The 25,662-nt window shown below is 71.6% G+C and carries 22 protein-coding genes; 7 read left to right on the top strand and 15 right to left on the bottom strand.

Going from position 1 to position 25,662, the window contains the following annotated elements:
* Positions 1-129: 129 nt before the first annotated feature.
* Entirely contained in the window at positions 130-819 is a 690-nt protein-coding gene (locus tag ACFVKT_RS33910; RefSeq protein ID WP_385738739.1) for a peptidoglycan recognition protein, read from the bottom strand.
* Between the two features lie 340 nt (positions 820-1,159).
* Here ACFVKT_RS33910 and ACFVKT_RS33905 point away from each other — a divergent pair, with 340 nt between their 5' ends.
* Positions 1,160-2,344 (top strand): MarP family serine protease, encoded by a 1,185-nt coding sequence (locus ACFVKT_RS33905; RefSeq protein ID WP_385738717.1) that lies wholly within the window; start codon positions 1,160-1,162, stop codon positions 2,342-2,344.
* Between the two features lie 27 nt (positions 2,345-2,371).
* Here the strand turns inward: ACFVKT_RS33905 and ACFVKT_RS33900 are convergent, their stop codons facing one another.
* Positions 2,372-2,860: a GNAT family N-acetyltransferase gene (locus tag ACFVKT_RS33900; protein ID WP_385738715.1), complete on the bottom strand. Its 489-nt coding sequence runs from the start codon at positions 2,858-2,860 to the stop codon at positions 2,372-2,374.
* Between the two features lie 69 nt (positions 2,861-2,929).
* Here ACFVKT_RS33900 and ACFVKT_RS33895 point away from each other — a divergent pair, with 69 nt between their 5' ends.
* Both ACFVKT_RS33895 and ACFVKT_RS33890 read left to right on the top strand, forming a co-directional pair.
* Positions 2,930-3,847, top strand: coding sequence for a TIGR01777 family oxidoreductase (locus ACFVKT_RS33895; RefSeq protein WP_385738713.1), 918 nt, complete (start codon positions 2,930-2,932; stop codon positions 3,845-3,847).
* A 217-nt stretch (positions 3,848-4,064) separates the two neighbouring features.
* Positions 4,065-4,307 carry a hypothetical protein gene (locus tag ACFVKT_RS33890; protein ID WP_385738711.1) on the top strand — a complete coding sequence of 81 codons (243 nt, stop codon included), beginning with the start codon at positions 4,065-4,067 and terminating at the stop codon, positions 4,305-4,307.
* A 3-nt stretch (positions 4,308-4,310) separates the two neighbouring features.
* Here the strand turns inward: ACFVKT_RS33890 and ACFVKT_RS33885 are convergent, their stop codons facing one another.
* The 4 genes from ACFVKT_RS33885 to ACFVKT_RS33870 form a co-directional block, all read right to left on the bottom strand.
* Positions 4,311-4,829: a DUF4240 domain-containing protein gene (locus ACFVKT_RS33885; protein ID WP_385738737.1), complete on the bottom strand. Its 519-nt coding sequence runs from the start codon at positions 4,827-4,829 to the stop codon at positions 4,311-4,313.
* 273 nt (positions 4,830-5,102) lie between these two features.
* Positions 5,103-6,074 carry a helix-turn-helix transcriptional regulator gene (locus ACFVKT_RS33880; protein ID WP_385738709.1) on the bottom strand — a complete coding sequence of 324 codons (972 nt, stop codon included), beginning with the start codon at positions 6,072-6,074 and terminating at the stop codon, positions 5,103-5,105.
* A gap of 78 nt (positions 6,075-6,152) precedes the next feature.
* A complete protein-coding gene (gene aceE / locus ACFVKT_RS33875) occupies positions 6,153-8,864 on the bottom strand; it encodes a pyruvate dehydrogenase (acetyl-transferring), homodimeric type (RefSeq protein WP_385738707.1) in 2,712 nt (903 codons plus the stop codon).
* 260 nt (positions 8,865-9,124) lie between these two features.
* A complete protein-coding gene (locus ACFVKT_RS33870; RefSeq protein WP_385738705.1) occupies positions 9,125-9,748 on the bottom strand; it encodes a GntR family transcriptional regulator in 624 nt (207 codons plus the stop codon).
* A 196-nt stretch (positions 9,749-9,944) separates the two neighbouring features.
* On the opposite strand from ACFVKT_RS33870, the gene ACFVKT_RS33865 reads away from it, so the two are divergent.
* The gene (locus tag ACFVKT_RS33865; protein WP_385738703.1) at positions 9,945-10,697 is read left to right on the top strand and encodes a hypothetical protein; all 753 of its coding nucleotides are present in this window, start codon (positions 9,945-9,947) and stop codon (positions 10,695-10,697) included.
* Between the two features lie 57 nt (positions 10,698-10,754).
* Here ACFVKT_RS33865 and sucB read toward each other — a convergent pair whose 3' ends face one another.
* From sucB to ACFVKT_RS33845, 4 genes are all read right to left on the bottom strand, one after another.
* Positions 10,755-12,506 carry a 2-oxoglutarate dehydrogenase, E2 component, dihydrolipoamide succinyltransferase gene (gene sucB, locus ACFVKT_RS33860; RefSeq protein WP_385738701.1) on the bottom strand — a complete coding sequence of 584 codons (1,752 nt, stop codon included), beginning with the start codon at positions 12,504-12,506 and terminating at the stop codon, positions 10,755-10,757.
* 106 nt (positions 12,507-12,612) lie between these two features.
* On the bottom strand, positions 12,613-14,001 hold the full coding sequence (lpdA, locus tag ACFVKT_RS33855) for a dihydrolipoyl dehydrogenase (protein ID WP_385738699.1): 1,389 nt from the start codon (positions 13,999-14,001) through the stop codon (positions 12,613-12,615).
* Between the two features lie 282 nt (positions 14,002-14,283).
* Positions 14,284-15,816 carry a leucyl aminopeptidase gene (locus ACFVKT_RS33850; RefSeq protein WP_385738697.1) on the bottom strand — a complete coding sequence of 511 codons (1,533 nt, stop codon included), beginning with the start codon at positions 15,814-15,816 and terminating at the stop codon, positions 14,284-14,286.
* A 263-nt stretch (positions 15,817-16,079) separates the two neighbouring features.
* On the bottom strand, positions 16,080-16,862 hold the full coding sequence (locus ACFVKT_RS33845; protein WP_385738695.1) for an adenosylcobinamide-GDP ribazoletransferase: 783 nt from the start codon (positions 16,860-16,862) through the stop codon (positions 16,080-16,082).
* Between the two features lie 71 nt (positions 16,863-16,933).
* On the opposite strand from ACFVKT_RS33845, the gene ACFVKT_RS33840 reads away from it, so the two are divergent.
* Complete coding sequence (locus tag ACFVKT_RS33840) at positions 16,934-17,701, top strand: hypothetical protein (RefSeq protein WP_385738693.1); 768 nt, start codon at positions 16,934-16,936, stop codon at positions 17,699-17,701.
* Between the two features lie 43 nt (positions 17,702-17,744).
* On the opposite strand, the gene ACFVKT_RS33835 is transcribed toward ACFVKT_RS33840, so the two are convergent.
* Together ACFVKT_RS33835 and cobT are read right to left on the bottom strand one after the other, a co-directional pair.
* Entirely contained in the window at positions 17,745-19,484 is a 1,740-nt protein-coding gene (locus ACFVKT_RS33835) for a phosphatidylglycerol lysyltransferase domain-containing protein (protein ID WP_385738691.1), read from the bottom strand.
* Positions 19,485-19,702: 218 nt separating this feature from the next.
* Complete coding sequence (gene cobT / locus ACFVKT_RS33830) at positions 19,703-20,854, bottom strand: nicotinate-nucleotide--dimethylbenzimidazole phosphoribosyltransferase (RefSeq protein WP_385738689.1); 1,152 nt, start codon at positions 20,852-20,854, stop codon at positions 19,703-19,705.
* Positions 20,855-21,009: 155 nt separating this feature from the next.
* Here cobT and ACFVKT_RS33825 point away from each other — a divergent pair, with 155 nt between their 5' ends.
* Complete coding sequence (locus ACFVKT_RS33825) at positions 21,010-22,089, top strand: class I SAM-dependent methyltransferase (protein ID WP_385738687.1); 1,080 nt, start codon at positions 21,010-21,012, stop codon at positions 22,087-22,089.
* Between the two features lie 7 nt (positions 22,090-22,096).
* Here ACFVKT_RS33825 and ACFVKT_RS33820 read toward each other — a convergent pair whose 3' ends face one another.
* Positions 22,097-23,299, bottom strand: a complete 1,203-nt coding sequence (locus ACFVKT_RS33820) for a bifunctional adenosylcobinamide kinase/adenosylcobinamide-phosphate guanylyltransferase (RefSeq protein ID WP_385738685.1) — start codon at positions 23,297-23,299, stop codon at positions 22,097-22,099.
* A 113-nt stretch (positions 23,300-23,412) separates the two neighbouring features.
* Here ACFVKT_RS33820 and ACFVKT_RS33815 point away from each other — a divergent pair, with 113 nt between their 5' ends.
* On the top strand, positions 23,413-23,628 hold the full coding sequence (locus tag ACFVKT_RS33815) for a hypothetical protein (protein ID WP_266826299.1): 216 nt from the start codon (positions 23,413-23,415) through the stop codon (positions 23,626-23,628).
* A 127-nt stretch (positions 23,629-23,755) separates the two neighbouring features.
* Here ACFVKT_RS33815 and ACFVKT_RS33810 read toward each other — a convergent pair whose 3' ends face one another.
* Complete coding sequence (locus tag ACFVKT_RS33810) at positions 23,756-24,835, bottom strand: S1C family serine protease (RefSeq protein ID WP_385738683.1); 1,080 nt, start codon at positions 24,833-24,835, stop codon at positions 23,756-23,758.
* A gap of 63 nt (positions 24,836-24,898) precedes the next feature.
* Positions 24,899-25,600 (bottom strand): class I SAM-dependent methyltransferase, encoded by a 702-nt coding sequence (locus ACFVKT_RS33805; RefSeq protein ID WP_385738735.1) that lies wholly within the window; start codon positions 25,598-25,600, stop codon positions 24,899-24,901.
* Positions 25,601-25,662: the final 62 nt, after the last annotated feature.

Here is a 25,662-nt window from a genome sequence, read left to right as displayed (position 1 = left end):
TCTTTAGCCCGTCCGGAGTTTGAGGACAAGCGCGTTCAGCGCGACAGCGGGGGTCTGGGGGCGGCAGCCCCCAGGAACAAGGAACGGGCAGGGGCGGAGGGGGCGAAAAAACTACAGCCCCGCCCCGGCTCACCGCCCCTGCAGCCGAGCCGCCAGCTCCCGTATCTCCGGGAGCCGGGCGGTCAGCGCGGCCCCCGGGCAGCTGGTCATGAATCCGTCGTTGTGCCCGGCCAGTGTGGGCAGCACGGCCGAAGTCCCGGCCGCGTACCGCGCGAGATCGTTGCTGGACACGAGCCGCACGGTGGCCCGCGGATCGACATCGGACAGGCCCAGCTTCCACGCAGCGAGCGCGGCAATCGCATCGGTCATCGCCCGCGGCACCGGCGTACCCGCCGTGAACGTACCGATCGCCGCGACCCCGGTGGTGCGGTGGTTGAAGCCCTGCGCGTGCGCCCCGGTGACGGGCCGGTCGACACCCCCCGCCCGCCCCTCGTAGATCGTCCCGCAGCGGTCGACGAGGAAGTTGTAGCCGATGTCGTCCCACTGCCGGGCGCCGGTCTGACCGGCGTACAGGTAACGGATGATGCGGGGCGCGTCCGCGCAGGCGTACCCGTTCGGCGAGTCGGTGTGGTGCACGAAGACGGCGACGACCCGGTCGTCATAGCGGGCGGGCGGCTGTTCGTGCGCGGTCTCCGCGTCGAGCCACCGTGACCGGGGCACGATGGGCGGCCTGGCCGCGGGATGGGTCACGGCGGGCCGGGCAGCGATCGGCGACCGTGGGGCGCTGTCCCCCGTACGGCCCACCCAGACGGCGCACATCACCAGGAGCAGGACGGCGACAAGACCGGGCACGCAGGCGAGCAGGACGACGGCCGTTCGCGGCAGCGGTTGTTCCCCCCGTACGGGAAGCAGGCGGCGCACCGCACGCCACGCCCGCCCCCCGCCCCGTATTCGGGCCCCCCGCGTCTTCCGGAAGACACGCATGCACTCACCCTGACCCGGATCCACTCACCCCGCGATGTGTGTTGTGCCACCCGGTGGAACACAAGTGGAACCATTGGCCCGGTCCGGGACGTTTTTACGGGTCCAGGCACGTGCGCGTGCCTGATCACTGGGCCCGCGTCCCGCGTATCAGGGGGCCCGAGAGAAAGGCGGCGCCGTGGACGTGCTCGACCTCCTGCTGTTGCTGGTGATCCTGGCCTACGCGGCGTCCGGCTACCGTCGTGGCCTGCTCGCCGGCTGTGTCTCGCTGGCCGGCTTCGTGGGCGGCGCCGTCATCGGCGTATGGGTACTGCCCTGGATGATGGACCTGGTGACACCGGGGACCCCCGGGGCGACGGTGACGGCCGTGCTGACGGTCCTCGTGCCCGCCGTGGTGGGCCACGAGCTGATGGGGCGGCTGGCGCTGAAGCTGCGCCGCGAGCTGGACCGCGGACCGCTGCGGGTGGCCGACGGAATCGGCGGAGCCGCGGCGAACACGGTGGCCGTGCTGCTGGTGGCGTGGGTGGCGGCCAGCGTCCTGGGCGCCTCCTCGTCCACCGTCGTCACACAGTCGATCCGCAACTCCGCACTGCTGGGCGCCGTACAGAACGCGATGCCGGAGACCACACCGACCTGGTTCTCGCGCGCCACCTCGGCGCTCACCGAGGCGGGCTTCCCGCAGGTCTTCAACCCCTTCGAGAACGAGCCGGCGGCAGGCGTCGCCAAGCCCTCCGGCGACAGCGTCACGGCGACCGCGACGAACGCCGCCAAGCTGAGCACGGTGAAGGTCGAGGGCGTCTCAGGCAACCAGGGCCGCGAGGGCAGCGGCTTCGTATACACGTCCGAGCACGTGATGACCAACGCCCATGTGGTGGCGGGCATCGACGAGCCGACCGTACGGGTGGGCGGCGTGAGCCGGGTGTACGAGGCGACGGTGGTGCTCTTCGACCCGCAGAAGGACGTCGCCGTCCTGTACGTGCCGGGCCTCAACGCACCCGTACTGCCCTTCGACGACACCGCCACGCGCGGTGACTCGGCGGTCGTGGCGGGCTACCCGGAGGACGGCGGCCTCGACCTCCAGGCGGCCACGGTCGCGAGCCGGATCGACGCGACCGGCCAGAACATCTACAACACCGGCACCGTCACGCGCGAGATCTACTCGATCCGCTCCACCGTCCGCCCCGGCAACTCCGGCGGCCCCCTCCTCACCACCGACGGCAAGGTGTACGGAGTCGTCTTCGCCCGCTCCACGTCCGACGCGGAGACGGGCTACGTCCTGACGGCGGACGAGGTCGCCACCGACGCCCGACAGGCGGCGAACGCCACGGCGCCGGTGGACACGGGCGAGCTCATCTCCTCCTGAGGCCTCCCATGCCACCGGCGCCAAGGGTCAGAGAGAACGCCCCATGAGTACGTCGTCGACATACCCGCCGTCGAGCAGGAACTCCTCCGGAAGGATCCCCTCCACCACGAACCCCTCGGACTCGTAGAGCCTCCGCGCCGGGGCGTTGTGCCCGAGGACGCGCAGTGTGAGGCGCCGGGCCCCCTGCCGCCGGGCCTCCTCCCGCACCGCGGCAAGCAGCGCCCGCCCGACCCCGGCACCGCGCGCTCCGTCCGCGACGACGAGTCCCTGGATCTGGCGGACATGCGAGTTGCACGGGAGGGGAGTGGGGAACCCCAGCTTGATGTACCCGACGAGTTCACCGTCGAGCTCGGCGACGAGATGATCCCGCGGGCCGAACCGCTCGCTGTAGAAGGGTTCGTACGGCGGACGCGGGCGCGGCGTCACGGCGTGCAGCGTGGACCAGGCGGCGCGGTCGAGTCGGCCGAGCGTGTCCTCGTCGTCGTAGGCGGCGAAACGTATGTGCGGTACCGGCATGAGGATCACTGTAGGCGGCCCTACGGAACCCTTACCGTGATTTTCCGGCCGGGGAGGCAGGATGGCCGCATGAGCGAATCGCCCCTTGCACCTGGTTCCCGTGTCGCGATCGCCGGTGCGTCCGGTCTGATCGGTTCGGCGCTGACGCGCTCCCTGACCTCGGACGGACACGAGGTGATCCGCCTTGTCCGCCGCCCGCCCGGCGGGAAGGACGAGGTCCAGTGGGACCCCGAGAACCAGCGGATCGACAGCGCGCGGCTGGAAGGGTGCGCGGCGGTCGTCAATCTCGCGGGGGCCGGGGTCGCTTCGCGGTACTGGACGGCGGCGTACAAGGAGAAGATCCGGAGCAGCCGAGTGCTTGGCACGACGACGCTGGCCGGCGCGGTCGCCTCCCTCGACTCGCCGCCGCGGGTGTTCGTCAACGGCAGTGCGATCGGGTTCTACGGCGACACCGGTGACCGGGCGGTGGACGAGTCGGCGCCCGCCGGGGACGGGTTCCTCTCCTCCGTGTGCGTGGAGTGGGAGGGGGCGACGGCTGCCGCGCGGGAGGCGGGCGTTCGTACGGTCTTCGCGCGTACGGGTCTTGTGGTGGCCGGCAAGGGCGGGGCGTGGGGGAAGCTTCTGCCGCTCTTCAAGGCGGGGCTGGGTGGACGGATGGGGTCCGGTGGCCAGTACTGGAGCTTTGTCTCGCTGCACGACGAGGTGGCCGCGATCCGGCACCTGATGGACACCGCGTCGCTGTCGGGTCCGTTCAACCTGACGGCGCCGGAGCCGCTCACCAACCGTGAGATCACCGAGGTGATGGGGCGTGTTCTGCACCGGCCGGCCTTCTTCGCGGTTCCGGGGCCTCTGCTCCGGCTGCCGCTGGGGGAGATGTCCAGCGAGATCCTCGGGAGCCAGCGGGTGCTGCCGACCCGGCTGCTCGAATCGGGCTTCAGCTTTGCGTTTCCGACGATCGAGGGGGCGCTGCGGGAGGCGCTGCGCTGAGGAGGGTTCTTCGCCCCCTCCGCCCCTGCCCGTCCCTTGTTCCTGGGGGCTGCCGCCCCCAGACCCCCGCTTCGGCCTGAACGGCCTCGTCCTCAAACGCCGGACGGGCTGAAGGGGCGCCGGAGCTGAGAGCCACAGTCGTGTCGTAGGTGGTTCACAGACTTCCCAGAGTCGGTGCTCCTAGCGTTGGTGTACGCACTGACTGGAGGTGGGGATCGTGAGCAGTGGGAGTCGTAGGGAGCGGGAGACCCCGGAGAAGGGGGCCGACTTGGCCCGTGCGGCGCGGGGCTCGTGGACGGTGCTCTGTGTGGTGGCGACGGTGGTGCTGGGGCCGGCCGCGGTCACGGCGGCCGCCCTCGACGAGGCCAACGCGGCACCGATGTACCACGCGGTGAAGGTCGAACAGACGCAGGCGTACATCCCGTCCGACCCGGGCCGCCGAAAGACCCTGGCGACCTGAGGTTCAGCCCTTGAACCGCTCCCACAGCTTGGGATAGCGCTCCGAGAGGGCCGACTCGTTCTCGAAGTCGACCGGTGTGCCCTCCGGCTCGGGCGGCGCGGGCGGAATGCCGAGGTCCGGCGCGACGACGCCGGTGAGCTGCTCGTATGCCTCGTCCGCCGCGTAACCCAGTTCCTCGCCGTCGCCGTCGATCTCGTCGTCGAAGTCGTCCACGAGTTCGGCGAGGGAGTCCGGGTCGTGCACCGCGCCCTCGAAGACGTCCCGGCCCTGGCCGATCAGCCAGCACCGGAAGAAGTCGAAGGCGTCGTCGCTGGCGCCGTCGAGCAGCACCCAGGCGGCGCCCCACAGATCCCAGCGGTAGGCGCGGTTGTAGCGGTACTCGAAGTGCCGGGCGAAGTCCAGGACGGAGTCAGGGTCCAACTGGATGAGCCGTTCGACGAGCAGGTCGGCCTGCTCGTCGGGGTCGCCCTCGGCGCCCGTACGGCTCGCGTCCACCAGCTCCCAGAACTCCGTCTCGTCCATCACGGGTCAAGCATCGGCCCTGGAAGGGAGGGACGCACGCGGAGTGCCGCAGATTGTTATGCGTGCACATGCCGAAGGTAAAACCACCGGGTTCGTACGGATTCAAGGGCGCGCTCGGTTTTCGAGGGCGCCCTTTCGAATGGCCGAGACGGGCGGGTGGGTGGGAGAGCCGTTGCGGAGCGGCGGGGAAGGGGGCGGGGGAGTGGGGCGAGTCGGGCGGGTGGGTGGGAGAGCCGTCGCGGAGCGGCGGGGATCGGTGCCAGGGGCGGGCGGTCATCGGTAGAGGGCGGCCAGCCGGGCCGCGTCCGCCGTGAAGCGGTCCCGCAGCGTCGCCGGGGTGAGTATCTCCACCTCCGGCCCGAGCCCCAGGAGCTGGGTATGGGCGACCTCCTCGGACTCGACGGCGAGGGTGAGAGTCACCCAGCCGTCGGCGTCAGGCGTGGCGTCGGCGGACAGCGCCTCCCGTACGGACGCGGGATCGAGGGCGTACGGAAGTCTCCGCACCCCCGTCGGCGACACCCGTACGACGACCTCCGCCCGCAGGATGGACCGGGCGAACTCCTCGGCCCGCTCCTCCCAGAATCCCGGCAGGTCGAACCCCTCGTCCCGGCCGAAGCGGTCCGCGCAGCCGTCCACCGAGGTGAAGCGGTCGATCCGGTACACCCGGAAGGTCCCCGCCTCCGGGACCCGTGCGCACAGGTACCAGACGCCCGCCTTCAGCACGAGCCCGTACGGCTCGAGTTCACGCTCCACCTCAGCCGCCCCGCGCCGGTAGCGCGCGGTGATCCGCCGGTCGTCCCACACCGCGTCCGCGACCGCGGGCAGCAGCTCGGGCGCCTCGGGCTCGCTGAACCAGGCGGGCGCGTCCAGATGGAACCGCTGAGCGGCCGTCCGTGAGGCGTCCCGCAGGGAGGGAAGCAGTGCAGCGGACACCTTCAGCCGGGCCGCCGAGGCCGCGTCCTCAAGGCCCATCTCCCGCAGCGCCCCCGGCACCCCGCTCAGGAACAGCGCCTCCGCCTCGCCGCGCGCCAGCCCCGTCAGCCGGGTCCGGTAGCCCCCGACCAGCCGGTACCCGCCGGTCCTGCCCCGGTCGGCGTACACCGGGACCCCCGCCTCGGACAGCGCCTGCGCGTCCCGCGTGACCGTCCGCTCGGACACCTCCAGCTCCCGCGCCAGCTCGGCGGCGGTCATCGACGGCCGCGACTGGAGCAGCAGCACCATCTTGATCAGGCGGGCAGCACGCATACGTCCATGATGCCGGGCCCCGCCGACAGCGAAGGGGCACGGCAGCCGCCGTACCCCTTCGTCACAGAATTCCGGAACCTACAGGCCGTACCGCTCCCGTGCTTCCTTCACCGCCGTGGCCTTGACCTCGCCGCGCCGCGCGAGCTGCGCCAGCGCCGCGACGACGATCGACTCCGCGTCGACGCCGAAGTGGCGGCGGGCGGCGTCACGGGTGTCGGAGAGACCGAAGCCGTCGGCACCGAGCGAGGAGTAGTCCTGCTCGACCCACTGCGCGATCTGGTCCGGGACCTGGCGCATGTAGTCGGAGACCGCGAGGACCGGGCCCTCGGTGCCGTTCAGCGCCTGGCGGACGAACGGCACCCGCTCCTCGCCGCGCAGCAGCGCCGCGTCGGCGTCCAGGGCGTCACGCCGCAGCTCGGTCCAGGAGGTCGCGGACCACACGTCGGCGGCCACGCCCCACTCCTCGGCGAGCAGCTTCTGCGCCGCGAGCGTCCAGTGGATCGCCGTACCGGAGCCGATGAGCTGGATGCGGGCGGCGTTGGCGGCGGGCGAAAGTCCTGCCGACTCGGCCGTGTTGAAGCGGTACAGGCCCTTGACGATGCCCTCGTCGATGCCGAGTCCGGCCGGTTTGGCGGGCTGCGGGATCGGCTCGTTGTAGACCGTCAGGTAGTAGAAGACGTTCGGGTCCTCGCCGGGCGCCGCCTCGCCGTACATCCGGCGCAGACCGTCCTTGACGATCGCCGCGACCTCGTACGCGAACGCCGGGTCGTACGACATCGCCGCCGGGTTGGTCGCCGCGATGACGGGGGAGTGGCCGTCGGCGTGCTGCAGGCCTTCGCCCGTCAGCGTGGTGCGGCCGGCCGTGGCGCCGACCAGGAAGCCGCGGCCGAGCTGGTCGCCGAGCTGCCACATCTGGTCGGCCGTGCGCTGCCAGCCGAACATCGAGTAGAAGATGTAGAAGGGGATCATCGCTTCGCCGTGCGTCGAGTACGACGTCGACGCGGCGATGAAGTCCGCCATGGAACCGGCCTCGGTGATCCCCTCGTTGAGGATCTGGCCGTCCTTGGCCTCCTTGTAGTACATCAGCTGGTCGCGGTCGACCGGCTCGTACGTCTGGCCCTTGGGGGAGTAGATCCCGAGGGACGGGAAGAGCGACTCCATGCCGAAGGTGCGCGCCTCGTCGGGGACGATCGGCACCCAGCGCTTGCCCGTCTCCTTGTCGCGGACCAGGTCCTTGACCAGCCGGACGAACGCCATCGTCGTGGCCACGTTCTGCGAGCCGGAGCCCTTGTCGAAGGACGTGAACGTCCTGTCCGCGGGGGCGGGCAGCGGGGCGAGCGCGTGTGTACGGCGGGCCGGGGCCGGGCCGCCGAGGGCCGCGCGGCGCTCCTGGAGGTAACGGACCTCGGGGGAGTCGGCGCCCGGGTGGCCGTAGGGAACGACCCCGTCGATGAAGTCGCTGTCCCGGATGGGCAGTTCGAGCAGGTCACGCATCTGCTTGAACTCGTCCACCGTCAGCTTCTTCATCTGGTGGTTGGCGTTCTTCGACGCGAAGCCCTCGCCGAGCGTGTGGCCCTTGACCGTCTGGGCCAGGATCACGGTGGGCGCGCCCTTGTGCTCGACCGCCGCCTTGTAGGCCGCGTACACCTTGCGCGCCTCGTGACCACCGCGCGAGAGGTGGAAACACTCCAGGATCTTGTCGTCGGACAGCAGCTTCGCCATCTCGACGAGCGCCGGGTCCTTGCCGAAGAAGTCCTGGCGGATGTAGGCCGCGTCGCGCGTCTGGTACGTCTGCACCTGGGCGTCCGGTACCTCGCGCAGCCTGCGGACGAGCGCGCCGGTGGTGTCGAGCTGGATCAGCTCGTCCCAGGCGGTGCCCCACAGCGTCTTGATGACGTTCCAGCCGGCACCGCGGAACTGGGCCTCCAGCTCCTGCACGATCTTGAAGTTGGCGCGCACCGGGCCGTCGAGGCGCTGCAGGTTGCAGTTGATGACGAAGGTCAGGTTGTCCAGACCCTCGCGGGAGGCCAGCGCGAGTGCCGCCGTCGACTCGGGCTCGTCCATCTCGCCGTCACCGAGGAACGCCCACACGTGGGACGCGGACACGTCCTTGATGCTGCGGTTGGTGAGGTAGCGGTTGAAGCGCGCCTGGTAGATCGCGGAGAGCGGGCCGAGGCCCATCGACACCGTCGGGAACTCCCACAGCCAGGGGAGGCGGCGCGGGTGCGGGTACGAGGGCAGGCCCTCGCCCCCGGACTCCCGGCGGAAGTGGTCGAGGTGGTGCTCGGTCAGCCGGCCGTCGAGGAAGGCGCGGGCGTAGATGCCGGGAGAGGCGTGGCCCTGGATGTAGAGCTGGTCGCCGGACCCGGGAGACTCCTGGGATTCCTTGCCCTTGAAGAAGTGGTTGAAGCCCGTCTCGTAGAGCCAGGCCGCGGAGGCGAAGGTGGCGATGTGGCCGCCGACGCCGTACTTGCTGCCCCGGGTCACCATCGCGGCCGCGTTCCAGCGGTTCCACGCGGTGATCCGGTCCTCCAGCGCCTGGTCGCCGTCCACGACGGGCTCGGCGGCGGTGGGGATGGTGTTGACGTAGTCGGTCTCAAGCAGCTTGGGCAGCGCGAGACCGTTGCCCTCGGCGCGCTCCAGAGTGCGGCGCATCAGATACGCGGCACGGTGCGGCCCGGCCGCCTTGGTGACGGCGTCCAGGGAGGCCTGCCATTCGGCGGTCTCCTCGGGGTCGCGGTCCGGGAGCTGGTCGAGCTCGCTCGGCTGGATTGCGGTGGGGTCGGTCATTGCGCCGCCTTCCGGATGCGGAGGGGGGTTCCCTCGTCGGTAAGGGGTTTTCGGGTGCCCTTGATGTCTTTGGCAGGACAGGGCGGCGGGCTCTGGTGGGAGCCCGGGGTGACTGTAACTCCCTGATCGATGATCGATCAAAGGGTTCCAGGCAAAACCTCTTGATCACGAGAAAATAGGCACGGGGTGCCTCGACCACAGGCACGGGGTGCCTTGAAATCCAAGGGTTTCCGCAGGTGAGCGGGGGTGCGCTCACAGTGTCACGGCCGCGGCGCGCAGCCCAGCACATGGGCCTTCACGAGATCGGCGATCAGCGGGTCCCGGCGGCGGAAAGCGTCCACGAGGGCCTCGTGCTCCTCCGCGTACGACTGCTGTACGGTCCCCAGCCAGCGGATCGACAGGGCGGTGAACACCTCGATGCCCAGGCCCTCCCAGGTGTGCAGCAGGACCGAGTTCCCGGCGGCCCGCACCAGCTCCCGGTGGAAGGCGACGGTGTGCCGGACCTGGCCGGTGCCGTCGGCCAGCCGGTCGGCCTCGTAGAGCGCTGTGACGTGCGGTTCCAGGGCCGAGCAGTCCTGGGCGAGCCGCTCGGCCGCCAGCTCCGCGGCGATGGCCTCCAGACCGGCCCGTACGGGATAGCTCTCCTCCAGGTCGGCGGCGGTCAGGTTCCTCACCCGTACGCCCTTGTTGGGTGCCGACTCGATCAGCCGCAGCGACTCCAGCTCGCGCAGCGCCTCGCGCACCGGCGTCTGGCTGACCTCCAGCTCGGTCGCGATCCGCCGCTCCACGATCCGCTCGCCCGGCTTCCAGCGCCCGCTGACGATCCCCTCCACGATGTGCTCGCGGATCTGTTCGCGCAGCGAGTGGATGACGGGCGCGGTCATGAGAGCTCCTTTGCAGGGGGCGTGCCGGCCCCTGTGGGCGTTTGACGTTTAGACAATAAGGCCGCGCCCCTGCGGAGGAGAGGCGCACGGGGGCGCTTTCACGCAGGTGAGACGAGACTTACACGCCTGCAGAGCAGCCGCCTTTGTAAAGACCCGTACCGGGTGCGGTGCGGAGGCGTCACGTCCTTGTCACCCCGTGAACTCGCGAGGCCCGTACGGCGTGGGGGTCGGCACGGGGGTCGCCGCCAAGGGCACCCCCGGGCACAGCAGGGGGATGACCATGAACGAGCGCGGGCTTCGGTGGGCGATGACGGCAGTGGTGGCGGGGCTGGTGGTGAGCATGACGGGATGCCAACAGACGGCGGCTACGGGGGCCGCGGCGGAGCCGAGCGGTGACAAGGGAGCCGTCGTCGCGATGGAGGGGCAGCAGCAGGGCGCGGGCTCCGGCGGCGCCTGCGTGTTCGTCAAGCCCGACGGCGCGCAGAAGTTCGGGCACGTCGGCTGGGGCTTCCGGATCACGGGCACGAACCGCTGGGTCTACGGCGCGGTGGAGAACCCGTCGGGCAAGCTCTACACGCCGCCGGGCGGCGACATCGGCGCCTGGCACGCGGAGGGGACGTACGCCCGCATGCTCAGCGACATGTCCCGGGACGCCAACTACCCGGGCAGGTCGGAGCACCCGTACAGCCGCTACCGCTGCACGGGCTCCGCGAGCGGTGATGTGCCGGCCGCCCGGGCGATGATCCGGGAGGTCGAGGAGCGCGGCTTCCTTGTCGGGAGGGACCCGAAGACCGGGAAACTCAGCTCCTGGGACTGCCTCGACGCCACGTACGACGTCCTCAAGGCGTACCGCACGCAGCGGCTGACGCGGGCGGCGAAGCTGTCCATCCCGAATGTGTGGGTGGAGCTGCTGTGGGGCTGGTCGGACAAGACGCTGAAGCCGCGCTAGAAACGCGATGCCCCCGTCCGGAGTTCCGGGGACGGGGGCATCGCACCAGCGGTGGGTTTACAGGCCGAGCTCGACCTCGAACTCGCCCGCTTCCAGGATCGCCTTGACCGCGGTCAGGTAACGGGCCGCGTCGGCGCCGTCCACCAGACGGTGGTCGTAGGAGAGCGTCAGGTACGTCATGTCGCGGACGCCGATCACGGTGCCCTCTTCCGTCTCGATGACGGCAGGACGCTTGACGGTGGCACCGATGCCCAGGATCGCGACCTGGTTCGGCGGCACGATGATCGTGTCGAAGAGCGCGCCGCGCGAGCCGGTGTTGGAGATGGTGAAGGTCGCGCCGGACAGCTCGTCCGGAGTGATCTTGTTGGCCCGGACCTTGCCCGCGAGCTCGGCGGTGGCCTTGGCGATACCGGCGATGTTCAGGTCGCCCGCGTGCTTGATGACCGGGGTCATCAGGCCCTTCTCGGAGTCCACCGCGATACCGACGTTCTCGGTGTCGAAGTAGGTGATCGTGCCCTCTTCGACGTTGATCCGGGCGTTGACGGCCGGGTGGGCCTTCAGCGCCTGGGCCGCCGCCTTCACGTAGAACGGCATCGGGGAGAGCTTGACGCCCTCGCGGGCCGCGAAGGAGTCCTTCGCCTTTCCGCGGAGCCTCATCAGACGGGTGACGTCGACCTCGACGACCGAGGAGAGCTGGGCCTGCTCGTGCAGGGCCTTCACCATGTTGTCGCCGATGACCTTGCGGATGCGGGGCATCTTCACGGTCTGGCCGCGGAGGGGAGAGACCTCCAGGGCCGGCGCCTTCTTGGCGGAGGCGGCAGCCGGGGCAGCGGCGGCCGGAGCCGGGGCTGCGGCGGCTGCCTTCGCGGCCTCGGCGGCGGCGATGACGTCCTGCTTGCGGATACGGCCGCCGACGCCGGTGCCCTTGACGGTGGCCAGGTCGACGCCGTTCTCGGCGGCGAGCTTGCGCACCAGCGGGGTCACGTACGCGCCGTCGTCACCGGAGGTCGCGGCGGGTGCCGGGGCCGGGGTGACGGGGGCGGGCGCGGCCTTCGCGGGCGCCGCGACCGGCGCGGGAGCCGGGGCGGCGGGCTGGACCGGAGCCGGAGCGGCAGCGGCCGGTGCGGCCGGAGCAGCGGGGGCCGGGGCAGCCGGAGCCGCCGGGGCAGCCGCGGCCGGAGCCGAGCCGGGAGCGCCGACGACGGCCAGCTTGGCGCCGACCTCGGCGGTCTCGTCCTCGCCGACCACGATCTCGAGGAGCACGCCGGCGACCGGCGACGGGATCTCGGTGTCGACCTTGTCCGTGGAGACCTCGAGCAGCGGCTCGTCCTCCGCGACCTCCTCGCCGACCTCCTTCAGCCAGCGGGTGACGGTGCCCTCGGTGACCGACTCGCCCAGTGCGGGCAGCACGACGTCGGTACCGGAGGCGCCACCTGCCGGAGCGGCGGGGGCAGCGGCGGCGGGGGCCGGAGCAGGGGCGGCCGGAGCCGCGGGGGCCTCGGCGACGGGGGCCGGAGCGGCCGCGGGAGCGGGCTCCGCGGCCGGAGCCGGGGCGGCGGCGGGCGTACCCGTGCCGTCGTCGATGACGGCCAGCTCTGCGCCGACCTCCACCGTCTCGTCCTCGGCGACCTTGATGGAGGCGAGCACGCCGGCGACGGGCGAGGGGATCTCGGTGTCGACCTTGTCGGTCGACACCTCCAGCAGCGGCTCGTCGGCCTCGACGCGCTCGCCCTCGGCCTTCAGCCAGCGGGTGACAGTGCCCTCGGTGACGCTCTCACCGAGCGCCGGAAGGGTTACGGAAACCGCCATGGTTTCTGTTGCTCCTTAAACGTGGTGCGGAAGTCTGTGGTCGTCGCGCCCAGGTGCGACGCGGTGACTGACGTACGGCCGGCGGCTGACGGACAGCCGGGGCCGGTCAGTCGTGCGAGTGCAGCGGCTTGCCCGCGAGGGCCAGGTGGGCCTCGCCGAGCGCCTCGCTCTGCGTCGGGTGCGCGTGGATGAGCTGCGCGACCTCGGACGGCAGCGCCTCCCAGTTGTAGATCAGCTGGGCTTCGCCGACCTGCTCGCCCATACGGTCACCGACCATGTGGACACCGACCACCGCACCGTCCTTCACCTGGACGAGCTTGATCTCGCCCGAGGTGTTCAGGATCTTGCTCTTGCCGTTGCCCGCGAGGTTGTACTTCAGAGCGACGACCTTGTCCGCGCCGTAGATCTCCTTGGCCTTGGCCTCGGTGATACCCACGGAGGCGACCTCCGGGTGGCAGTACGTCACCCGGGGGACACCGTCGTAGTCGATCGGAACGGTCTTGAGTCCGGCCAGACGCTCCGCCACCAGGATGCCCTCGGCGAAGCCGACGTGCGCGAGCTGGAGCGTCGGGACCAGGTCACCGACGGCGGAGATGGTCGGGACGTTCGTGCGCATGTACTCGTCGACCAGGACATAGCCGCGGTCGAGCGCGACGCCCTGCTCCTCGTAGCCGAGGCCGGCCGAGACCGGGCCGCGGCCAACGGCGACGAGCAGCAGCTCGGCCTCGAACTCCTTGCCGTCGGCGAGGGTGACCTTGACGCCGTTCGCGGTGTACTCGGCCTTGGAGAAGAACGTGCCCAGGTTGAACTTGATGCCGCGCTTGCGGAACGCGCGCTCAAGAAGCTTGGAGGAGTTCTCGTCCTCGACCGGGACGAGGTGCTTGAGGCCCTCGATCACCGTCACGTCGGTGCCGAAGGACTTCCACGCGGAGGCGAACTCGACGCCGATGACGCCGCCGCCGAGCACGATCGCGGACTGCGGGACGCGGTCCAGGACCAGCGCGTGGTCGGAAGAGATGATGCGGTTGCCGTCGATCTCCAGGCCCGGCAGCGACTTCGGCACGGAGCCGGTCGCCAGGAGCACGTGGCGGCCCTGGATGCGCTGGCCGTTCACGTCGACCGAGGTCGGCGAGGAGAGCCGGCCCTCGCCCTCGATGTACGTCACCTTGCGGGAGGCGATCAGCCCCTGCAGACCCTTGTACAGGCCCGCGATGACGCCGTCCTTGTACTTGTGGACGGCCTCGATGTCGATGCCCTCGAAGGTGGCCTTGACGCCGAACTGCCCGCTCTCGCGGGCCTGGTCGGCGATCTCGCCCGCGTGCAGCAGTGCCTTGGTGGGGATGCAGCCATTGTGCAGGCAGGTACCGCCGACCTTGCCCTTCTCGATCAGGGCGACGTCCAGGCCCAGCTGAGCTCCGCGCAGCGCCGCGGCGTAACCGCCGCTACCGCCACCGAGAATCACTAGGTCGAAAACGGTGCTGGCGTCGTTCGCCACGTCACGTCCTCCATGCTGTGCGCCGTACGCCGGTCAGCTGTGACCGCGCGGCGGCTGGTGTCCGGCCGCTCTTTCTCCGGCCCTGTGGTGGGGGCCCTGTCCTGCCGAGAACCCATCTTCGCACTTGTCGGGGACAAGCGAGACGCCGGGCCGGTGTGTGACACGTCCCACCTGGCTCGCCGATGGTCCGTCAATGGTCCGGCAATGGTCCTTCAGTGGTTCGGCAAGGGGACAAAGCGGCCCCGGGGTGACGTGTCACCCCGGGGCCGCTTTTCATGCGCTCTAGCCGAGATCCCCGGCCGCGGTCAGTTCCGCGAGCCGCACCAGCGTCCGCACCGCCGACCCCGTACCGCCCTTGGGGGTGTAGCCGAAGGGACCCGACTCGTTGTAGGCGGGACCCGCGATGTCCAGGTGCGCCCAGGTGATGCCCTCGCCCACGAACTCGCGCAGGAAGAGACCGGCCACCAGGCCGCCGCCCATCCGCTCGCCCATGTTGGCGATGTCGGCGGTGGGCGAGTCCATGCCCTTGCGCAGGTGCTCCGGCAGCGGCATCGGCCAGGACTCCTCGCCGACCTCCTCCGCGGCCTCCACGATCGAGGCACGGAACGCGTCGTCGTTCGCCATCACGCCGAACGTACGGCTGCCGAGCGCCAGCACCATCGCCCCGGTCAGCGTCGCCACGTCGACGATCGCGTCCGGCTTCTCCTCGGATGCCTTCCACAGCGCGTCACCGAGCACGAGACGGCCCTCGGCGTCCGTGTTGAGGACCTCGACGGTCTTGCCGCTGTACATGCGCAGCACATCGCCGGGGCGGGTCGCGGAACCGGAGGGCATGTTCTCGGCCAGCGCGAGCCAGCCGGTGACGTTGACCTCGAGACCCAGGCGCGCGGCGGCGACCACGGCGGCGAAGACGGCCGCCGCACCGCTCATGTCGCACTTCATCGTCTCGTTGTGCCCGGCGGGCTTGAGGGAGATGCCGCCCGAGTCGTAGGTGATGCCCTTGCCGACGAAGGCGAGGTGCTTGGTGGCCTTCGCGGAGGTGTACGACAGCTTCACCAGGCGGGGACCGGCGGCCGAGCCCTTGCCGACGCCGAGGATGCCGCCGTAGCCGCCCTTTTCGAGCGCCTTCTCGTCGAGCACCTGCACCTTGATGCCGTGCTCCTTGCCGGCCGCGGTGACGACGGCGGCGAAGGACTCCGGGTTGAGGTCGTTCGGCGGGGTGTTGATCAGGTCGCGGGCGCGGTTGAGCTCCTCGGTCACGGCGGTGGCGCGCGCGATCGCGGCCTTGTACGCCGCGTCGCGGGGCTTGCCGCCGATGAGCGTGGCCTCGCCGAGCGGGGCCTTGCCGTTCTTCGCGCCGTTGCCGTTCTCCTTGTACGCGTCGAAGGCGTACGCGCCCAGGCGGGCACCCTCGGCGACCGCACCGGCGTCCGCGGGGTCCGCGATCGGCAGGGCGAACGCGGCCTTCTTCGCACCGGCGAGGGCGCGGGCGGCGGCACCGGCCGCGCGGCGCAGCGCCTCGGCGCCGTACGTGTCGTCCTTCTCCGGGACCGCTCCCAGGCCGACGGCCACGACGACCGGGGCCTTGAAACCGGGGGGCGCGGGCAGTTTCGTCACCTCGCCCTCGGCCCCCGAGGCACCGAGAGTCTCCAGGATGCCGGCGAGCCCGCCGTCGTACGCCTTGTCCACGGCCTCGGCGCCCGGTGCGACGACCAGTCCCCCGGACTTGGACGCAGGGCCCTTCGCGACACCGACGACGATGGCGTCGGCCCGCAGACCGGACGCTGCGGCGGTGCTGAGAGTGAGAGCAGTCACTGTGGTGAAATCTCGCTTCCGTTGAAATCGCTGCGGCCGAATCAGGGTGGGTCGACCGGGCCCGGCAATCGACCCTGGATCCGGCCCTGAGGGCGGGCCTCACCGGGGCAAGGCAAGTACCAGTGCCGAGCCTACGCTCGGGGCCGGGTCCGGCTCATACCGGCGGGTGTTCACCGCAGGATGGCGGCGATGTCGATCTCCCGCCGCTCGCTCCCGGTGATTTCGGCCGCACTGTCCGTGTCGGTCCGTGTAGGTCCCGGTGCTCACCCCAGTGAGAGCACCACGAGCGCTGTCGTCGCCGCCGTCTCGGCCAGGGCGCCGAAGACGTCGCCGGTGATTCCGCCGAAACGGCGCGTGCAGTGGCGCAGCAGCAGTTCGGCGGCGGCGCAGGCGGCGAGCACCGCGAGCGCGGTGCGCACGAGGTCGTACGTCCCGAAGAGCGCCCCCGCGCCGGCCGCCGCGGCGGTGACGGCGGCCGCCACCAGCAGGGCTCCGCGCACCGGCACCGTGCCCGCCACCGCCGCGCCCAGGCCCTCCGGGCGGGCCGGTGGCACTCCGGTGCGGGCGGCCAGGGTGAGGGCGAGGCGGGCCGCGGTCGCCGAGACGACGGCCGCGAGCGCGCCCCGGGCCCAGGAGGTGTCGTACGCCTGGAAGAGCACGGCCACCTGGGCGAGCAGGACGAAGAGCAGGGTGATCACGCCGAACGGGCCGATGTCCGACTGCTTCATGATCCGCAGCGCGTCCTCGGCGGGCTTGCCGCTGCCGAGGCCGTCCGCGGTGTCGGCGAGCCCGTCCAGGTGCAGACCGCGGGTGAGGGCTGCCGGTACGGCGGCGGTGGCCACGGCGGCGAGGAGCGGGCCCGCGCCCATCGCGAGCAGCGCCACGCCCACCAGAGCAGCGCCCGCCCCGACGGCCAGCCCGGCCAGCGGCGCGCAGAGCATCCCCCCGCGCGCGGCCCCGCGGTCCCAGCGGGTCACCGTCACGGGGAGCACGGTGAGGGTGCCGAAGGCGAAGCGCAAGTTGTCGGAGAGGGGGGTCTTGGACACCGGCGCAGGTTATCCGGCCATACGAGGAGCGCCTGCGGCGGCGGGCGACGGCCGTGGATAAAGTGCGCAATATGGGTCATTGGTTGCATCGCAACATCGTCGAGCCGGGAAAACTGCCGCTTCTGCTGGCACTCGCCTCCTTCGTGCTGACCTTTGTGATCACCCGGGTCATCGTCCGGCTGATCCGGGCGGGCAAGGGCCCGTTCGGCAACGTGCAGGCGGGCGGGGTGCACATCCACCACGTCGTCCCGGGCGTCGTGCTCACGGTGATCGGCGGGTTCGGGTCGGTGGCCAGCAACAAGCACGGCTTCGGCGCGGCCGCGTTCGCCGTGGTGTTCGGGATGGGCACGGGCCTGGTGCTCGACGAGTTCGCGCTGATCCTGCATCTCGACGACGTCTACTGGACCGAGGAGGGGCGCAAGAGCGTCGAGGTCGTCGCGGTCACGGCGGCCCTCGTCGGCCTGGCGCTCGGCGGTTTCCTGCCGTTCGGCGTCAACGACCTCAGCCAGCAGGAACTCCAGGACCGCGGCGGCGTGATCCTGAGCGTCCTGGTGAACTTCGCCTTCGCGCTGCTTGCCCTGGCCAAGGGCAAGGCCCGTATGGCGATCTTCGGCGTCGTCGTCCCGTTCGTCGCCATCATCGGCGCGGTCCGGCTGGCCCGCCCCGGCTCACCCTGGGCCAAGCGCTTCTACCGCCGCCGGCCGCGTGCCCGGGCCAGATCGACCCTGCGCGCCTACCACCACGACCGCCGCTGGGCGGGCCCCCGCCGCAGGCTCCAGGACTGGATCGGGGGCAAACCGGATCCCGAGCCCGTCCGCTCCCTGCCCGGCGGCCGGTGACGCGCCGCGCCCCCATCCGGCCCGGCGGGTCCTCCCCGCGTACTTACCTCCGCGACTCCAGGTGCCTGCAGTGCAGCCACTTCGGCAGGCCCGGCGCCTCCAGGAAACCCTCGGCGCGCGCGGACGCGAGGCCGATGCGCAGCAGGTCCGCGCTCTTCTCGAAGAGCAGGAACCGCGGCTCCCAAATGGGCCGGTACTTGGCATTGGCGCGGTACAGCGACTCGATCTGCCACCAGCGGGAGAAGAAGCTGAGCAGGGAGCGCCACAGCCGCAGCACCGGCCCCGCGCCGAGGCGCGCACCACGCTCGAAGACCGAACGGAACATGGCGAAGTTGAGCGAGACCTGGGTGATGCCCATCTCCTGCGCGCGGCCGAGGAGTTCGATCACCATGAACTCCATCAGCCCGTTCTCGGCGTCGCGGTCACGCCGCATCAGATCCAGGGAGAGCCCGTGCGGCCCCCACGGGACGAAGGACAGCACCGCCCTCAACTCGCCGCTCCCGTCAGTGCATTCGAGCATCATGCACTGCCCGTCGTCCGGGTCGCCCAGCCGCCCGAGAGCCATGCTGAACCCGCGCTCGGTGGCCCCGTCACGCCAGTCGTCGGCGCGCTTCAGCAGATACGCCATCTCGTCGGCCGGGATGTCCTGGTGACGCCGGATGCGCACCGCGTACCCGGCCCGCTTGACCCGGTTGTAGGCCTGCCGGACGGTGCGCATGGCCCGTCCGTCGATCGTGAACTCGGCGGTCTCCACGATGGCTTCGTCACCGAGTTCGAGGGCGTCCAGGCCATGCCGGGCATAGACCGTGCCCGCCTCCTCGCTCGCCCCCATCACCGCCGGGATCCAGCCGTGTTCGCGCGCCTCGGTGAGCCAGGGCTCGATGGCGCCGGGCCACGCCTCCGGGTCGCCGATGGGGTCGCCGGAGGCGAGTGAGACGCCGCCCAGGACGCGGTAGACGACCGCCGCCTTGCCGGTCGGCGACCAGACCGCGCTCTTCTCGCGGCGCAGGGCGAAGTAGCCGAGCGAGTCCCGGTCGCCGTATCGGTCGAGCAGCGCCCGCAGCCGGCGTTCGTCGTCCTCGGTGAGCGGGTCGAGGGCGCGGCGGGAGCGGAAGGCGGCGTAGAAGACGGCGAGGATCAGCAGGGTGCTGAGCACGTTGATGGTGACGTCGACCCAGTTGGGTGTGGTGATCCCCGGGAAGCCGGAGGCGTCGGCGGCGACCGTGACGAGCCGCAGGAGCCCGTAGCGCCAGCGGTCCAGGAAGGTCGAACGGTGCGCGTCGTGGGCGTGGTTGGTGACCGTCACCAGGAGCGCGGCGAGCAGCGAGGTGACCAGTAGCCCGCCGATCCCGACGGCCGCGGCCAGCCTGGGATTCGACCGGTCGCCCTTGGCGTAGAACTCCCGGCGGCCGACGACGAGCGAAGCCACGAAGGCCGCGGTGAGGACGAACGAGATCCAGTTCTGCGGATACCGCCGGATCTCCGGGAACGCCAGCGCGAAGGCGAACAGCAGCAGGAACAGCGTGCCGAGTACGAGGTTCAGGATCCACGCGGCCCGCTTGCGGCGCCGCATCGTGACCGCCAGGAACATCGTGAACACACCGGACGCGAACCCCGCCGTCAACAGATACGGAGTGAAGTAGTCCTCCGTGTTGTGCCGCCGCAGGTCCTGCCCGAGGGAGACCCACACGGCACTCAGAAAGTTCACGAACGTGACAACACGCAAGTACCAGACCGCGAAGGCGGCGGCCCGCGGGGCGGCGACAATTCGGGCATCTCCCATGGGAGGGGATGATATGGGCCGCCGGGCAGGGTGAAGACTTCCAGCCCCGCCGGGGAAATCTTCAGCCCCTCCGGCGCGGGCGAGAGGTTTTCAGCCCCTCCGGCGTTTGAGGAGCGGGGGTCCAGGGGGCGGAGCCTCTTGGCGGGGTCTGGGGCGGAGCCCCAGGAGGAAGGGACGGGTAGGGGCGGAGGGGGCGAAAACCCCACCCCCTGCCCCGGCTACTCCGCTTCCTTCACCTGCCCAGAGAGCCCCACCTGCTCGGAGCCCTTCACCTGCTCGGAGCCCTCCTCCTGGTCGGAGTCCTCTTCCTCCCCCGCGCCCTCCGCCGCCTTCTCCGGAAGCTCCGCCGCCAGCGCGGCCGCCGCCTGGACAAGAGGCAGCGCGAGAAGAGCCCCCGCCCCCTCGCCGACCGTCACCCCGTGGTCGAGCAGCGGCTCCAACGCCATCCGGTCCAGCGCCTTCGCCTGCGCCGGCTCCCCACTGCTCTGACCCGCCAGCCACCAGTCCGGCGCCCGGAAGGCAACCCGCTGCCCGACCAGCGCACACGCGGCCGAGACGACCCCGTCCAGGATCACCGGCATCTTCCGCACCGCGCTCTGCAACAGGAACCCGGTCATCGCCGCGAGATCGGCCCCGCCGACCACCGCGAGCAACTGCAGCTGATCCCCGAGCACCGGCCGGGCCCGCCGCAGCGCGTCCCGCACGGCAGCGCACTTGCGCATCCACGCGAGGTCGTCGATGGCCTGGCCGCCCCGCCCGGTGACCACGGACGCGTCGGTCCCGCACAGCGCGGCGACCAGCACCGCCGCCGCCGTGGTCCCGCCGACGCTGATGTCACCGAGCACCACCAGATCCGTACCGGAGTCCGCCTCCTCGTCCGCGACGGCGACCCCCACGCGGAACGCCGCCTCGGCCTCCTCCGCCGTCAGCGCGTCCTCCACGTCGATACGGCCCGAACCGCGCCGCACCCGATGCCGTACGACCTCGTCGGGCAGCCCCTCCGGCGCGCAGTCCAGTGCCATGTCGACCACCCGCACCGGAACGCCGAGCCGCCGGGCGAGGATCGACGCCGGGCTCGCACCCTCCAGGACCGAACGCACCAGCTGGTCGGCGCTGCCCGCGGGCCGTGCCGACACGCCGAGTCCGGCGATCCCGTGGTCGCCCGCGAACAGCACCGCACGCGGGTGCTCGATCTGCCGCACCGGCACCGCGCCCTGTGCCGCCGCCAGCCACTCGCCCAGGTCGTCCAGGCGGCCCAGTGCACCGGGCGGCACGATCTGGCGCTCCCGGTGCGCCTCGGCGTCGCGGCGGACGCCTCCGTCGGGGCGCTCGATCAGATCGGTGAAGTCATCGAGATTAAGCGAGCTCATTCGCCGAACAGTACCGGCACCGATCGAACACGTCCGCGCCACGTCGTTGCACCTGGGACCACCATTCAATACGTACCTTTTATGTCTGATTGTCGTGCGGCTCGTCGTCCCCCACAGAAGCAAGTCGTCCCCCCACAGGAGCAACAGGAGCACTCATGCCCCCCACCCCGCAGTCGACCGCAGAACGCCGGGCCGCCTGGCTGAGTGAACTCGCCCAGGGCACCGACCGGTTCCACGAACCGCGCCGGGACGACTGCCCCTGGTGCGGCTCGAAGCGGCTGCGCACCCGGCTCCGCACGCCGGACCTGCGGCAGCGCAAACCCGGCACCTTCGTCGTCGACGAGTGCGGGGACTGCGCGCACGCCTTCCAGAACCCCCGGCTGACGGCGGAAGGGGTGGCCTTCTACCACCGGGACCACCACCCCGACCTCCAGGCGGAGGCACCCGACGGCCTCGCCGACCGCATCCTCGCCGCCCGCGCCGGACGCGGACGCCACCTCGCCGCCGCCCGCGCGATTCTGCCGCACCCCGAGCCGGAGAGCTGGCTCGACGTCGGCACCGGGCACGGGCACTTCCCCGCGGTGGCCAAGGAGGTCCACCCGTACACCGCCTTCGACGGCCTCGACCCCACCCGGCGCGTCGAGAAGGCCCTGGCCGCCGGGCGGGTGGAGGAAGCGCACCGCGGCCGGCTCACCGACCCGGAGACCGCCGAGCGGCTGCGCGCCCGCTACGACGTCGTCAGCATGTTCCACCACCTGGAGCACACCCCCGACCCGCGCGAGGAACTGCGCGCCGCACTGACGGTGCTCCGCCCCGGCGGCCTGCTCCTCGTCGAAGTCCCGGACCCCGACTGCGCGTTCGGCGCGCTGCTCGGCAAGTGGTGGGTGTCGTACGGCCAGCCGCGCCACCTCCACCTGATGCCGCTGCCCAACCTCCTCGCGGAGCTCGAATCGCTCGGCTGCGAGATCGTCTCGACGGACCGCCGGGAACCCCACATCCCGTACGACCTCTCAGGCGCCGTCGCACTCGCCCTCAGCCGCGTCCTCCCCGGCCTCGACGCCCCCTGGCGTCCGGCGCCGCCCACCGCGCTGCAACGCCGCCTCCGCACGGCCCTGACCCGCGCGTCCGTCCCCCTCCTGGCCTCGGCCGCCGCGCTGGACCACACGCTCGCCCCACTCCTGCGCCGCACCCGCTTCTCCAACGCCTACCGGATCATCGCCCGCCGGCGGCCTTGAACCGCCCTCAGCCCCGCAGTACGAGCGCCTGCCCCGCCACCACCAGCAGCAGGTGCTCGCACTCCGCCCCGAACCCCGCGTTCAGCCGCCCCAGTTCGTCCCGGTAGCGCCGGCCCGAGGCCGTCGCCGGCACGATCCCCGACCCGACCTCGTTGGAGACGGCGACAACCGTGCGGCGCGTCCGTCGTACGGCGGACGTCAGTTCCTCCACCCGGGCCCGCAGCGCACGCTCCCCGCCGCCGGACCACTCCGCGTCGTCCCAGGCGTTCACGGAGTCCATCGCGTCGGTGAGCCACAGGGAGAGGCAGTCGATGAGCAGCGGGGGGCCGTCCGCCTCCAGGAGGGGGACGAGATCGCAGGTCTCGGTGGTGCGCCAGGAGCCGGGGCGCCGCTCGCGGTGGGTGTGCACGCGCGACGCCCACTCGTTGTCCCCGTTGCGGCAGCCGCCTGTCGCCACATACACGACGTCAGGGAAGGCCTCCAGCCGCCGCTCCGCCTCCACCGACTTGCCGGAGCGCGCGCCGCCCAGCACCAGGGTGCGGCGCGGCACGTCGGGCACGTCCTCGTAGACGCCCACGTCCAGCGTCGACCCGTCCGGCACGGCCCGCGCACCCGCCGCCGCGAGGCGCCGCCGCAGCTCGGCGCCCGGCGGCACGCCGTGGTCGAGATGCACCGCGATCACGTCCGTCGCCGGTCCGACGGCGCCCACCGCGCGCAGCTTCGCCAGCGCGTCCGGGCGCCCCACGACGTCGGCGAGCACCATGTCGTACGCCGGGTCGCCGTTCACGTCGAGCCCGGCGGGCGCCGCGCCGGGCGGCAGGTACAGCAGCCGCTGCCCGTCGGGTCCGGTCACCGCGTATCCCGTGCCGGGCGCGTCCATCGGCACCGCCCGCACCCGGTGCCCGGTGAGCAGCGCCAACTCCCGCCCGTCGGGCACCCGGCCGGGCTGCGGCAGCCCGGCCGGCACCTCGACCGCGGGGCCGTCGTGCGGGTGCGAGAGCAGCACCTGTCGTACGCCGCCCAGTGAGTGCCCGGCGCGGGCGGCCGCGAACGCCGCGCCGGGGGTGAGGTCGAGCAGCAGCGTGCCGTCCACGAGCAGCGCGGTCGCCGCCCGCGCGTGCTCGCCGAGCGCGGTCGCGCAGGCCGCGCAGGGGCAGTCGGGGCGGGGCAGGCCCTCGGGGGCGCCGGTGCCGAGCAGAGTCAGTTCCACGGGGATGATTTTCGCGTGTCCGCGCAGGTCTTGCCCGTCCGACTAGGCTTCGGGCAGGGGCCGGATCTTGTCCGGCTTCCGCTGTGCAGTGTGCTGAGATCTGGGAGGCGTACATGGCGGCATGGACGTGGCGGTTCGAGAAGGCCGACGGGACAGAGGTCCAACCCGTGGTGCAGCCCGAGGAGTTCACCACGCAGGGGGACGCCGAGTCCTGGATCGGCGAGGTGTGGAAGGAACTCCTGGAGGGCGGCGCGGAACAGGTGTTCCTCTTCGAGGACAGCACGCAGATCTACGGGCCGATGAGCCTGCACGCGGCGTCTGAGGCGTAGGCCGGTCGAGGTCGCCGGGCCCCCGCGCCGCTTCGACGGCGGCGTCGGCGGGCCGCGGTGGCGGCGGGTGCCGGGGTTCCGCCCCGGCACCACGCGTGTCTCCCGCTCCGCTGTTCGCACCTGCTCGCTACTGCTCGCCCAAGGTCACGTCCGCCGTCTTCTCGCTGCCGTCCCTCGTGTACGTCAGCTGAGTCCTGTCGCCCGGCTGCTCGGCGGCGAGCGCCTCGGAGAGCGAGGTGATCGTGGTGATCGCGGTGTCCCCGAGACCGGTGATGATGTCGCCGGGTTCGATGCCCGCCTTGTCGGCCGCGCCGCCGCTCTTCACCTCGACCACGGCGACCCCCGCGGCCTGGAGGCTGTCGTCGACGACCGTGCGGGCCGTGATGCCGAGCGCGGCCCGGCCCGAGTCGGTGACCTTGCCGTCCTTGACGATCTGGTCGGCGACCTTGGTGACCATCGACGCGGGGATCGCGAAGCCGATACCTGGCGCCGCGCTGTCCCCGAGGTCGGGGTCGGTCGCGGCGAGCGTGGGGATGCCGATGACCTGGCCGTCGAGATTGACCAGTGCGCCGCCGCTGTTGCCGGGGTTGATCGCCGCCGACGTCTGCACCATGTTCGCGATCGTCGCGCCGGTCCCGCCTCCGGTGCTGCCCTCGCTGACGGTGCGTCCGGTCGCCGAAACGATGCCCTGGGTCACGCTGGACGACAGCCCGAGCGGTGAGCCCATCGCCAGCACGATCTGGCCGACCTCGACCTTCGAGGAGTCCCCGAAGGACGCCGCCTTCAGCCCGTCCGGCACCTTGTCCAGCTTGATGACGGCGAGATCCTGCTCCGGGTAGGCGTACACGAGCGTCGCCGTCTGCTCGGCCTCGTTGTTGGCGGTCGTGACCTTGAACGTCTTCTCGTCCCCGACCACGTGCGCGTTGGTGACGATGTGCCCGTTGTCGTCGTACACCACCCCGGACCCCAGATCGCTGCTGGCCTGGATCTGCACCACCGACGGCAGCACGTCCTTGATCACCTTCAGGTAGTCGTCCTGGAGGTCATTGGCCGCCGCCGGGGCCGCCTGCGTCGTCGTGCCGTCCTTCGCGGGCGAGGACCCGGAACCGGAGGAACAGCCCGAGAGCAGGGCGGCGGAGCAGGCGAGCACGGTCAGGGGTACGTACAGACGAGCACGAGTACGGGCACGGTTACGGGAAGCGTCCATGACCGAAGTGTCCCTTTGGGGTGCTTGGCCCGACCTGCGGTGCGCACCCGAACGGGTCGGTCGTCAGCCCCGCACTCCGCAGAGGTGCAGCAGAGCCGCCACCTGACGGTACGGATCGGTCCGCCCCGCCCGTTCCTCCGCGGCCAGCAGACTGTCCAGGTCCGCGGGGACGGGATCCTCGTCGGCCGCGGTGTCCGTGAAGACCCGCACGCCGTACCAGGCGTGCAGCGGCGCGCCGATCCCGGCGAGAGTCGAGGTCAGCGTGGAGAGCCTGTCCGCGCGCACGGCGAGACCGAGCCGGTTCGTGTACGCGGTGGTGTCGAACGCCGCCTGCGCCGCGGCCCAGTTGCCGGACAGTCCGGGCCGCAGGGCCAGCGCGTCGGCGTTCCGTACGAGCAGGGAGAGCAGGCCGCCGGGGGCCAGCATCCGCGCGAGGCCCGCCAGCAGTGGATCGGGGTCCGGGACGTACATCAGTACGCCGTGGCACAGCACCACGTCGAAGCTTCCCGGCAGGAAGTGGACACCCGTCTCGCGCCCGTCGCCCTCGATGAGGCGTACCCGCCCCTGGATGCCCTCGGGCTCGGCGGCCAGCGCCTCCCGGGCCACCCCGAGCATCTTCGCGTCCTGTTCGAGCCCCGTCACCTGGTGCCCCGCGCGGGCCAGCCGCAGTGCCTGGGTGCCCTGCCCCATCCCGACGTCGAGCACCCGCAGCCGCTGCCCGACGGGAAACCGCCCGGCTATCTGCTCGTCGAGCTGCCGGGCCACCAGCTCCTGTCGTACGACATCACGCAGTCCGCCCAGCTTGTTCAGCCAGGCATCCACCGCGC

Origin of the sequence: Streptomyces sp. NPDC127595 (assembly GCF_042671685.1) — a bacterium.
Taxonomy (GTDB): domain Bacteria; phylum Actinomycetota; class Actinomycetes; order Streptomycetales; family Streptomycetaceae; genus Streptomyces.
The sequence above is the reverse complement of the archived record's forward strand: the minus strand, read 5'-3'. Positions and strand labels throughout refer to the sequence as shown.

Coding starts and splice junctions, on each gene's coding strand:
- ACFVKT_RS33885 (WP_385738737.1), bottom strand. CDS start 4,829: ATGGACGAGACGGAGTTCTGGGAGCTGGTGGACGCGAGCCGTACGGGC.
- ACFVKT_RS33900 (WP_385738715.1), bottom strand. CDS start 2,860: ATGCCGGTACCGCACATACGTTTCGCCGCCTACGACGACGAGGACACG.
- ACFVKT_RS33910 (WP_385738739.1), bottom strand. CDS start 819: ATGTGCGCCGTCTGGGTGGGCCGTACGGGGGACAGCGCCCCACGGTCG.
- ACFVKT_RS33810 (WP_385738683.1), bottom strand. CDS start 24,835: ATGGACGCTTCCCGTAACCGTGCCCGTACTCGTGCTCGTCTGTACGTA.
- ACFVKT_RS33815 (WP_266826299.1), top strand. CDS start 23,413: ATGGCGGCATGGACGTGGCGGTTCGAGAAGGCCGACGGGACAGAGGTC.
- ACFVKT_RS33825 (WP_385738687.1), top strand. CDS start 21,010: ATGCCCCCCACCCCGCAGTCGACCGCAGAACGCCGGGCCGCCTGGCTG.
- ACFVKT_RS33895 (WP_385738713.1), top strand. CDS start 2,930: ATGAGCGAATCGCCCCTTGCACCTGGTTCCCGTGTCGCGATCGCCGGT.
- ACFVKT_RS33840 (WP_385738693.1), top strand. CDS start 16,934: ATGGGTCATTGGTTGCATCGCAACATCGTCGAGCCGGGAAAACTGCCG.
- sucB (WP_385738701.1), bottom strand. CDS start 12,506: ATGGCGGTTTCCGTAACCCTTCCGGCGCTCGGTGAGAGCGTCACCGAG.
- ACFVKT_RS33880 (WP_385738709.1), bottom strand. CDS start 6,074: ATGCGTGCTGCCCGCCTGATCAAGATGGTGCTGCTGCTCCAGTCGCGG.
- cobT (WP_385738689.1), bottom strand. CDS start 20,854: ATGAGCTCGCTTAATCTCGATGACTTCACCGATCTGATCGAGCGCCCC.
- aceE (WP_385738707.1), bottom strand. CDS start 8,864: ATGACCGACCCCACCGCAATCCAGCCGAGCGAGCTCGACCAGCTCCCG.
- ACFVKT_RS33870 (WP_385738705.1), bottom strand. CDS start 9,748: ATGACCGCGCCCGTCATCCACTCGCTGCGCGAACAGATCCGCGAGCAC.
- ACFVKT_RS33835 (WP_385738691.1), bottom strand. CDS start 19,484: ATGGGAGATGCCCGAATTGTCGCCGCCCCGCGGGCCGCCGCCTTCGCG.